The sequence below is a fragment of the Mesorhizobium silamurunense genome (genome assembly GCF_014843825.1).
GTDB lineage: Bacteria > Pseudomonadota > Alphaproteobacteria > Rhizobiales > Rhizobiaceae > Mesorhizobium > Mesorhizobium silamurunense.
Window position 1 is genome coordinate 1 of record NZ_JHQR01000070.1, and the last position, 8,777, is coordinate 8,777.

The following is an 8,777-nucleotide window of genomic DNA, read 5'->3' on the forward strand; positions in this document are numbered from 1 at the left end:
CTTCTGGATCAATGAGTCCTGACCCTAGCGGGCCGCGCCTATCCGCAAACGCTCAAAGAGTCACAATCACTGTGAAACGGTACTAGTCGTCTTTCAGCCGCCGCCAAGGGGAGTTGTGGTCCGGCCCGCGCTTGTAGTCGTCCTCACGCGAATAATCGCTGTCGTCGAGATCGATGACCTTGTCGCGCCGACGGGCTGAAAAGCCGCCGCTGAAGCTCGTCGCCATCACGATGCGGTTCTTGAGCAGGCGCCAGGCGAGATCGCGCACCGGCGGCAGGAGCAGCAGGATGGCGGCAATGTCGGTGATGAAGCCTGGAATGATGAGCAGGATCGCCGCCAGCACGATCATCGCGCCATGCGCAAGCTGGCGGCTGGGATCGCGCCCGGCATCCATTTCCGCCCGCACCCGCGCCATCACCCCGAAACCCTGGTGCCGAAGCAGCAGGCTGCCGGCAATGGTGGAGAGGATGACGAGCCCGACCGTCGCCAAAGCGCCCACTTCGCGGCCGACGATGACGAAGCCGGCGATCTCCAGAAGCGGCAGCAGGAGCAGGAACAGTGGGAAGAGTGAAATTCGCAAGTGTTGACCGATCGCTTTCTTCTTTTAGAGGCCCCGCGGGTAATCGCCGCTGGCACTGGGGTCTTTAGATAGGTATGGCTGGCTTTGATTTGAATGATTGCGCCCGCCGTTCTATATGCTTTGGGTAATGAACGCTATGCGACCGCCGCCACCCTAGAGGCTCTGGTGGTCCGGCCAGGACAGGGATCGAATTGGCGGAAGATATGGGTTTCTTCGACTTCGGCACGATTTTCTTCTTGATTGCGGCGGTTGTGATCTTCTTCCAGCTGCGCAACGTGCTGGGACGTCGCACCGGAAACGAACGCCCGCCCTTCGATCCCTATTCGGCAAGCCGCACGCGCGAGCAGGACGCGGCGCAGAAGTCCGAGAATGTGGTGTCGCTGCCGCGCAAGCGCATGCCGGGTGAGACGGCGGCCGAGACCTATGCCGCGATCGACGCCTTCGCCAAGCCCGAGACGGATCTCAACAAGGGCCTGCGCACGATCAAGGACAACGACCCGTCCTTCGACCCCAAGACCTTCATCGACGGCGCCAAGATGGCCTATGAGATGATCGTCATGGCCTTTGCCGATGGCGACCGCAAGACGCTGAAGAACCTGTTGTCGCGCGAGGTCTATGACAGCTTCGTCGCCGCGATCGGCGAGCGTGAGGCGAAATCGGAGAAGATCCAGTCTTCCTTCGTCGGCATCGACAAGGTCGATGCAGTCGCCGCCGAGATGAAGGGCACCGAGGCGCATATCACGCTGCGCATCGTCAGCGAGCTGATTTCGGCGACCCGCGACAAGGTCGGCGCCGTCATCGACGGCGATCCCGAGAAAGTCGCCGAGGTCAAGGACGTCTGGACCTTCTTCCGCGATACCCGGTCGCGGGATCCGAACTGGAAGCTGGTCGCCACGGAAGAAGAAGACTGAGATAAAGCGGCGGGGCCAGTCGTGCCGCTCTCTCCTACATTCAGCGAAAAATCGTTCAGCGACCTCCGGGGTTGGGGCGAGGACGACCACCTCGCCGCTTTCGCGGCGTTCAAACGTTCCGCTTTCTATGCGTTGACCAAGCCTTATCGCACCGGTTCGCTCGGCGTCGCGTTCGACGCTTTCGCGGCGGCCTATGCCGAGGCGCGCTCCGTTTCGCCGGCGCATCGGTCCGAGGCGCGGTCTTTCTTCGAGCGCCATTTCGTTCCCGCTTCGGTGGCGGCGGAAAACGGCTGCGCCGGCCTCGTCACCGGCTTCTACGAGCCGGAGGTCGAGGCTTCGCCGGTCAGGACGGAGCGGTTCACGGTGCCGCTGCTTTCCCGCCCCGCCGACCTGATCGACATCGACGATAAAAACCGTCCGGCCGGGATGGATCCCTATCTCTCCTTCGCGCGCTACATGCCGGCAGACCCTGTCGAATATTTCGATCGCGGCGAGATCGAGCGCGGCGCGCTCGCCGGCCGGAATCTCGAGATTGCCTGGCTCGCCGACAAGGTCGACGCTTTCTTCATCCATGTGCAGGGCGCGGCGCGGCTGAGGATGACCGACGGCAGGCTCCGCCGCGTCACCTATGCCGCCAAGTCCGGCCAGCGCTTTGCCGGCCCCGGCAGGATCCTGAGCGAGCTCGGCGAGATTCCGCTGGAAAGAGTAACGATGCAGTCGATCCGCGCCTGGTTCAAGGCGCATCCCGATCGCGTCGACGAGATCCTCTGGCAGAACCGCTCCTATATCTTCTTCCGTGAGGCGCCGGTCGACGATCCGGCACTCGGCCCCATCGCCGCCGCCAAGGTGCCGCTGACGCCCGGCCGCTCGGTCGCGGTCGATCGGCTGCTGCACACATTCGGCACGCCCTTCTTTATCGATGCGCCGACGCTCAGCGCCTTCGAGCAAAAACCGTTCCGGCGGCTGATGATCGCGCAGGACACCGGCTCGGCCATCACCGGACCCGCGCGGGGAGATCTCTTTGCCGGGTCGGGTGCCGCCGCCGGCGAGATCGCCGGCGTGGTGCGCAACGCCGCCGATTTCTACGCGCTGGTCCCGCGCGGGCTGGTTAACGGGAGGCGCGCGTGATCCGCCGCGACGACACGCTCAGCGAGGACGACCGCATCCTCTGGAACCTGGTGGCGCGCACGACGCGGCCGCTGAAAGGCAAGGCCGCGGCCGAGATTCCCGATATCGTCGAGCCGAAGCCGGCGCCGGCGCCCGCGCCGGTCAACGGTATTGCGGCCACGGCCGCGAAGCCGAAGCCGCAGCACGTCTCGCATGCGCTGGACGACCAGACGCTCGATAAGCTGAAAAAAGGCCGGTTGCCGATCGAGGGCCGCGTCGACCTGCATGGCATGACGCAGGACGAGGCCTATTCGCTGCTCCTCACCTTCCTGCATCGCGCGCATGCCGGCGGCGTCCGCTATGTGCTGGTCATCACCGGTAAGGGCTCGTCCTCCGGCGGCGACGGGATCCTGCGGCGCTCGGTGCCGCACTGGCTGTCGACGCCGGCTTTCCGGCACCTGGTCTCCAGCCACGACCATGCCGCCCGCAACCACGGCGGTTCGGGCGCGCTCTATGTCCGGCTGAGGCGGACGCGCGCATGAGGATGCGGTCATGAGTAAGGCGATGGCATGACCCCGTTCGGTGAAAGGCTCAGGGCGTTGCGGGCCGAGCGCGGCGTCAGCCAGAAGGCGATGGCTGAGGCCATCGGCGTCAGCGCCGCCTATCTGTCGGCGCTCGAGCATGGCCGGCGCGGCGCCCCGACCTGGACGCTGATCCAGAAGATTATCGGCTATTTCAACATCATCTGGGACGACGCCGAGGACCTCGCCCGCCTCGCCGAAACGTCGCATCCGAGGGTCAGGATCGACACGTCCGGCCTGTCGCCCGCCGCGACCGAGCTGGCCAATCTTCTGGCCGAGAGCATCGAGAAGCTGGATGAGGCGGAGCTGCGCCGTCTTAGCGCCTCGATCCGCGCGGCCCTTGGCCGAGGGTAGCTGACAGGACCCGGAGGCGAAGTCGGCGCCTTCCTACAACGTTGGCAATTGGCGAAATCCTCGGCGCGAGCGTCCTTCTCCCCGTTCTACGGGGAGAAGATGGCGGCAGCCAGATGAGGGGCAGCGCCGGCCTGCGATATCTAAAGACGTACGATGAAACCGCTTCGCGCGCCGTGAAGGCGGAGTCTGCCTTCTACTGCACCGAGCCGACCAGCACCTGCTGGCCATCGCGGATCGAGACCCAGCGGCCGGTGTTGTCGATCGCCTGGCGCTTCAGGTAGCGGTAGCCGGTCGCGTCCCAGGCTTTGACCTTGTCGGTCAAATTGTCGAGGACGTAGTCACCCTTGTCGGTGCGCACTGTCAGCACGGAATGGCCTTCGCCGTCGGGCTTGCGCACGACGGTGATCAGGAGATCGGCAAGCGACACGCCCATTCGGTAGAGCTCGCGCCGCTTCTCCAGCACATAGTCCTCGCAGTCGCCAAAGCCGTTGTCCGGATAGGTCCAGACCTCGTCCTTGCCGTAATTGTCGAGATCGCTCATCGGCTTGACGGCGGCGTTGACCCTGGCGGTGACGCTGATCAGCCTGCGCAAGAGCCCATCGGTCAACTTGGCCGGCGCGAGATTGGCCGGGCGAATGTTGCACTCGCTCGGATGCGCCTTGCAGAAATCATAGTGTCCGATCGGCTGCGAGGTCAGGCCGCCGGTGGTCATGGGGCCCGCCGCCCATGCCGGCACCGCCCAATGGGCCGAAATCGCCAGCCCTGCGACTGCACACAAGCGCAGCGTCCACGCCATCGGTGAGGAGTTCATTGTCCCCCGGTCCACCCTGTTCTTTTATTAACGAAACGTTAAAGGGGATTTACAGTCCGTGTCAATTAGAGACAACGGCTAGTTTGACGCATGGTTACTTCGGCAATCTCGACAGCGGCTATTTCGCAACAGAGCTGTCCGGCAAGCGAGCAAAGCCGCCATGCGGCGGCTGGTTCGTGTCTCGCCTTCGCTCAGCCCTTGGCGGAGCGGACCAGCTTCGGCTTCGCGGCCACACGGGTCTGGCGGCCATAGCTGGTGATGAAGTCGACGATGCGCGGCACGATCTCCGACCGGAACCGCGAGCCGTTGAAGACGCCGTAATGGCCGACGGCCGGCTGCATGTAGTGGGCCTGCCGGTCGGAAGGGATGTTCACGCAAAGGTCATGCGCGGCCTGGGTCTGGCCGAGGCCGGAAATGTCGTCGTTCTCGCCCTCGACGGTGAACAGGGCGACATTGCGGATCGCCTTGGGATCGACGGCCTCGCCGCGATGCGTCATCTCGCCCTTCGGCAAAGCGTGGCGCACGAACACCGTGTCGACGGTCTGCAAATAGAACTCCGCCGTCAGGTCCATGACCGCCAGATATTCGTCGTAGAAGTCGCGGTGCTTCTCGGCGCTGTCGCCATCGTTTTTCACAAGGTGCATGAAGAAGTCCTTGTGGGCGATGATGTGGCGGTCGAGGTTCATGCTCATGAAGCCCGAAAGCTGCAGGAAGCCGGGATAGACGTCGCGGCCGAAGCCCGGCACCGGCCAGGGCGCCTGCATGATGACATTGTCGCGGAACCAGTCGATGCCCTTTTCCTCGGCCAGGAGATTGACCGCGGTCGGGTTGCGGCGGGTGTCGATCGGGCCGCCCATCAGCGTCATGGTCGACGGCACGAAGGGGTCGCCGCGCTTTTCCATCAGCGCCACCGCCGCCAGCACCGGCACCGAGGGCTGGCAGACCGCCATCACGTGGGTGTCGGGGCCCAGCGCATGGAACATCTCGACGATGTAGTCGATATAGTCGTCGAGATCGAAGCTGCCCTGCGACAGCGGCACCATGCGGGCATCGACCCAGTCGGTGATGTGCACGTCGGCGTGAGGAAGCATCGCCTCGACCGTGCCGCGCAGCAATGTCGCATAATGGCCGGATATCGGCGCCACGATCAGAAGCTTGGGGTCTGGCTTGCGGCCCGCCGGCAGCGAGCGCTCGAAACGGGTGAGATTGCAGAAAGGCTTCGACCAGACAGTCTTTTCGGTGACGTCGACGGTTTTCCAGTCGACCACGGTCTTGGTCAGGCCGAATTGCGGCTTCCCGTAGCGGCGCGTCGTCCGCTCGAAGAGTTCGGCGGCCGCCGCGACCGAACGGCCGAGTGCCGTGTGCGAGACCGGATTGAGCGGGTTCGAGTAGAAGAACCGCACCGCGTCGGCATAAAAGCGGGCGGGCTGCAGCGCCGCATGGTTCATTTCGTAGAGCTGGTAGAACATCGACGACCCCGCTGCTGCTTGGCGACCAAAGGGACGACGAGCAGCGCCGAGCCTTGAATGTCTCGCAGTGAGGTTAACAACATATTATTGCGATGCAATACGTCAACTTGCGTGACTTATGCTGCTTTCGTCCAAACTGTTGAAAACCGGCACCTGACGGCAGAGCCGGCTTAGGGTGCGGTGCCGAAATGTGTAGGAAATATGTCCGGCCCCTCTGCCGGACACTCAGACCATGATCCCGAACTACGGTTCGGAAAGGTCATGGTCCGAGAAAATACATCATACCTGCGCCATGCACACTGCGGTGTGGCCCGAGCCGATGAAGCCGAGCTGGCTGGCGGCGCCGCGGGAGAGGTCGAGCACGCGGCCCCTGATGAACGGCCCGCGATCGTTGATGCGCACGACGACGCTGCGGCCGTTGTTCTTGTTGGTGACCCTGAGCTTGGTGCCGAACGGCAAGCTGCGGTGGGCTGCGGTCAGCGCGGCGGGGTTCATGCGCTCGCCGGAAGCGGTTCTCGAATGCAGGGCATACCAGGAGGCGCGTCCGCATTGCGCGGCAGCCGAGGAGGCGGTCGAGGCGCCAGCCATCAGGCCAGCCGCGATCGTTACCGCGACAAGCGCGGTGCGGTTGGTTTTCTTCATCTTTTAGGGGTGGGCTCCATTTATAGACAACCCGCCGTATGTGCCGAATGAGGCAGGAAATGCGGCAACCGTCTGGCGGTTCCATGGCAAGTGCACACGTTTGGAGTCGCCGCGAAACAGTTTGTCATGACATTTCCGGCGTGCGCGGACGTATTCTTTGTGAAGATCGCGCCGATTTACGGGAAGTCCTGAGTAGGATCGGCCGTCAGTCCGCAAGTAGAAGAGAGAAGCGATTGCTTCGCTTCCTTTCGCTCCTTTATTGCGCGTGCATTTCGGTGAAGGATCGACTTTCCGGGGGGATCTCGCTGATGCGACTGATCAGGAATTTGCTGGCGCTGCTTGTGCTGGCGCTCGGTGTGCGGTGGTCGCTGCAGGGCCTTGGGCTGGTCCAGGGCAGCTTCATGACCGGCCAGAGGGAATGGCTCTATATCGGGCTCGTCACCGTGCTGGTCGGCCTGCTGGGCCTGCGCTGGGCGAACCGCTCGCGCAACTGAGGGGCAGCAGTTGCGAGCCGACGCGCCGCCGCGACCTGGTCGAGGAATGCGGCGGTACAAAGGTGAGATCTGCAGTGATCCTTCGCACCCCCCTCTGGCCTGCCGGCCATCTCCCCCGCAAGGGGGGAGATCAGCTGTCACGTCGGGTTTCGCCAATCTCCAACGTTGCAGAATGAGCGGGGCGCGGAACTGCCAATCTCCCCCCTTGCGGGGGAGATGTCCGGCAGGACAGAGGGGGGTGCTGTCCCGCCGACGTTTCGAAGTGTCTTCACCGCGCAACGCTGGGCAAATCTCCAGGATTTGTCACCTGGCGCCACATCCAGCCGGACGAACGGCGCCCTGGCAGCCTTCACGCGGCCTTCGCCGCCGGCTTGGCCGTCTTGACGTGAGTCACGCTGCGGCGTCCGTCGACGCTGATCGGCACGTCGCCGTCGACGGTGGCGCGGCGCACGATCCGCTGCTGGTCGCCATAGTCGTTCACCGCATAGTGCTGGGTGGCGCGATTGTCCCAGATCGCCACGTCGCCGACCTGCCACCGCCACCGCACAGTATTCTCAGGCGTGGTCACATAGGTTTGGAACAGTTCGTAGAGCTTTGAGGAGTCGCTCTTCGACAGGCCGACGAAGCGCTGAACGAAGTTGCCCAAAAGCAGCGATCGCTCCCCGGTTTCCGGATGCACGCGCACGACAGGGTGCTCGGTTTCGTAGACGGTCGAGGTGAAGACCTCCTCGAAATGTCTCTTTTCCTCGGCGGTGGCGCGAGGCCGCACGGCGGCGTAGTCGTAGGCATTGCTGTGAATGGCCCAGAGATTGTCCGCCAACAGTTTGAGCGGCGCCGGCAGGCTTTCATAGGCGGCATGGGTGTTGGACCAGATGGTATCGCCTCCGGCCGCGGGAATGACGACGCCACGAAGGACGGAGAACTTCGGATAGGCATCCACGAACGTGACGTCCGTGTGCCATTGGTCGGCGCGGCCGCCGCCGCGGCTCGAGTCCAGATTGAGGATCGAGGCGGTGCCCGATACCGGCCCTTGGGTGGGATGCGGCACAAGGTTCCCGAGGCGCCGCGCGAAAAGTTCATGCTCGGAATCGTCGAGATGCTCCTGGCCGCGGAAGAAGACGACCTTGTGCTGCAAAAGAAGCTGATTGATCGCCGCGATAATGGCATCGGACAGGCTTCCGCCAAGGCGAACGCCCCTGATTTCTGCCCCGTACACGGGCGCTGAGCGGAATGACATCGCTCGCAGGAATGATCTGGTCGACGGGGTCCAGGTTGCTCATGGGTATCTCCTCGTTGCTGATTGGGGAAGGACGGGGGTTGATCACTGCGACCAGTACTGCCAGGCCCAGTAGAAACTTTCGTCGCGCGGCGGCAGGCGGTCGCGCTCGGCGTCCAGCCGCACCGGTGCCGGCGATTTCGGATCGCCTTGCGACTGCCCCGTCTCCGGCGTTTTTCTCTCTTGTGGTCTCGCAAGCAGCCAGTTGCCGACCTGGGCGAAAAGCACCGCGGTGGAATGCGTCATCGTCATTCTCCTTGTTTCGCTCAATCCTTGCCCGCCCAGGGAACCAGCGCCCGTTCGACCCTGCGGATGACGAATTCCAGCGCGAAGGCGATGGTCGCGATCACCAGGATGCCCATCACCACGACGTCGGTGACCAGGAACTGCGCCGCCGACTGGATCATGAAGCCGAGCCCGCGCGTCGCCGCCACCAGTTCGGCCGCCACCAGCGTCGACCAGCCGGCGCCGAGCGCGATGCGCAGGCCGGTTAGGATCGAGGGCAAGGCGCTGGGCAAAATGACGTGGCGCACGACCTGCCGCCGCGTCGCG

11 protein-coding genes and 1 pseudogene are annotated in these 8,777 nt (G+C 63.9%); 5 read left to right on the plus strand and 7 right to left on the minus strand.

The features are described from left to right. Positions 1-82 precede the first annotated feature (82 nt). Positions 83-580 carry an FxsA family protein gene (locus DH10_RS08700; RefSeq protein WP_192255099.1) on the minus strand — a complete coding sequence of 166 codons (498 nt, stop codon included), beginning with the start codon at positions 578-580 and terminating at the stop codon, positions 83-85. A 203-nt stretch (positions 581-783) separates the two neighbouring features. On the opposite strand from DH10_RS08700, the gene DH10_RS08705 reads away from it, so the two are divergent. From DH10_RS08705 to DH10_RS08720, 4 genes are read left to right on the plus strand one after another with little or no spacing between them, the layout of a single operon-like run. Beyond that, positions 784-1,491: a Tim44/TimA family putative adaptor protein gene (locus DH10_RS08705; RefSeq protein ID WP_192255101.1), complete on the plus strand. Its 708-nt coding sequence runs from the start codon at positions 784-786 to the stop codon at positions 1,489-1,491. Positions 1,492-1,512: 21 nt separating this feature from the next. Then, complete coding sequence (mltA, locus tag DH10_RS08710; protein ID WP_192384613.1) at positions 1,513-2,619, plus strand: MltA domain-containing protein; 1,107 nt, start codon at positions 1,513-1,515, stop codon at positions 2,617-2,619. Beyond that, positions 2,616-3,140: a Smr/MutS family protein gene (locus tag DH10_RS08715; protein ID WP_192255104.1), complete on the plus strand. Its 525-nt coding sequence runs from the start codon at positions 2,616-2,618 to the stop codon at positions 3,138-3,140. The genes mltA and DH10_RS08715 overlap by 4 nt, the downstream gene beginning before the upstream one ends. 27 nt (positions 3,141-3,167) lie before the next feature. Continuing rightward, the gene (locus DH10_RS08720) at positions 3,168-3,533 is read left to right on the plus strand and encodes a helix-turn-helix domain-containing protein (protein ID WP_192255106.1); all 366 of its coding nucleotides are present in this window, start codon (positions 3,168-3,170) and stop codon (positions 3,531-3,533) included. Positions 3,534-3,726: 193 nt separating this feature from the next. Here the strand turns inward: DH10_RS08720 and DH10_RS08725 are convergent, their stop codons facing one another. From DH10_RS08725 to DH10_RS08735, 3 genes are all read right to left on the minus strand, one after another. Then, entirely contained in the window at positions 3,727-4,344 is a 618-nt protein-coding gene (locus tag DH10_RS08725; protein WP_192255108.1) for a transglutaminase-like cysteine peptidase, read from the minus strand. A 191-nt stretch (positions 4,345-4,535) separates the two neighbouring features. After that, positions 4,536-5,813, minus strand: coding sequence for a polyhydroxyalkanoate depolymerase (locus tag DH10_RS08730; protein WP_192255110.1), 1,278 nt, complete (start codon positions 5,811-5,813; stop codon positions 4,536-4,538). A 279-nt stretch (positions 5,814-6,092) separates the two neighbouring features. Further along, on the minus strand, positions 6,093-6,455 hold the full coding sequence (locus DH10_RS08735; protein WP_192255112.1) for a septal ring lytic transglycosylase RlpA family protein: 363 nt from the start codon (positions 6,453-6,455) through the stop codon (positions 6,093-6,095). A 308-nt stretch (positions 6,456-6,763) separates the two neighbouring features. Here DH10_RS08735 and DH10_RS08740 point away from each other — a divergent pair, with 308 nt between their 5' ends. Then, entirely contained in the window at positions 6,764-6,949 is a 186-nt protein-coding gene (locus tag DH10_RS08740; protein ID WP_192255114.1) for a hypothetical protein, read from the plus strand. 349 nt (positions 6,950-7,298) lie between these two features. Here the strand turns inward: DH10_RS08740 and DH10_RS08745 are convergent. The 3 genes and pseudogenes from DH10_RS08745 to DH10_RS08755 form a co-directional block, all read right to left on the minus strand. Further along, a pseudogene (locus DH10_RS08745) lies at positions 7,299-8,229 on the minus strand (TauD/TfdA dioxygenase family protein). Between the two features lie 41 nt (positions 8,230-8,270). Next, a complete protein-coding gene (locus DH10_RS08750) occupies positions 8,271-8,471 on the minus strand; it encodes a hypothetical protein (RefSeq protein WP_192255118.1) in 201 nt (66 codons plus the stop codon). A 20-nt stretch (positions 8,472-8,491) separates the two neighbouring features. Further along, a partial coding sequence (locus tag DH10_RS08755; RefSeq protein WP_192384614.1) for an ABC transporter permease subunit occupies positions 8,492-8,777 on the minus strand: 286 nt, incomplete at its 5' end.

Bases quoted from the DNA above. Each gene is read 5' to 3' on its own strand.
- DH10_RS08705 (WP_192255101.1), top strand. From the start codon at position 784: ATGGGTTTCTTCGACTTCGGCACGATTTTCTTCTTGATTGCGGCGGTT.
- DH10_RS08720 (WP_192255106.1), top strand. From the start codon at position 3,168: ATGACCCCGTTCGGTGAAAGGCTCAGGGCGTTGCGGGCCGAGCGCGGC.
- DH10_RS08725 (WP_192255108.1), bottom strand. From the start codon at position 4,344: ATGAACTCCTCACCGATGGCGTGGACGCTGCGCTTGTGTGCAGTCGCA.
- DH10_RS08730 (WP_192255110.1), bottom strand. From the start codon at position 5,813: ATGTTCTACCAGCTCTACGAAATGAACCATGCGGCGCTGCAGCCCGCC.
- DH10_RS08735 (WP_192255112.1), bottom strand. From the start codon at position 6,455: ATGAAGAAAACCAACCGCACCGCGCTTGTCGCGGTAACGATCGCGGCT.
- DH10_RS08740 (WP_192255114.1), top strand. From the start codon at position 6,764: ATGCGACTGATCAGGAATTTGCTGGCGCTGCTTGTGCTGGCGCTCGGT.
- DH10_RS08750 (WP_192255118.1), bottom strand. From the start codon at position 8,471: ATGACGCATTCCACCGCGGTGCTTTTCGCCCAGGTCGGCAACTGGCTG.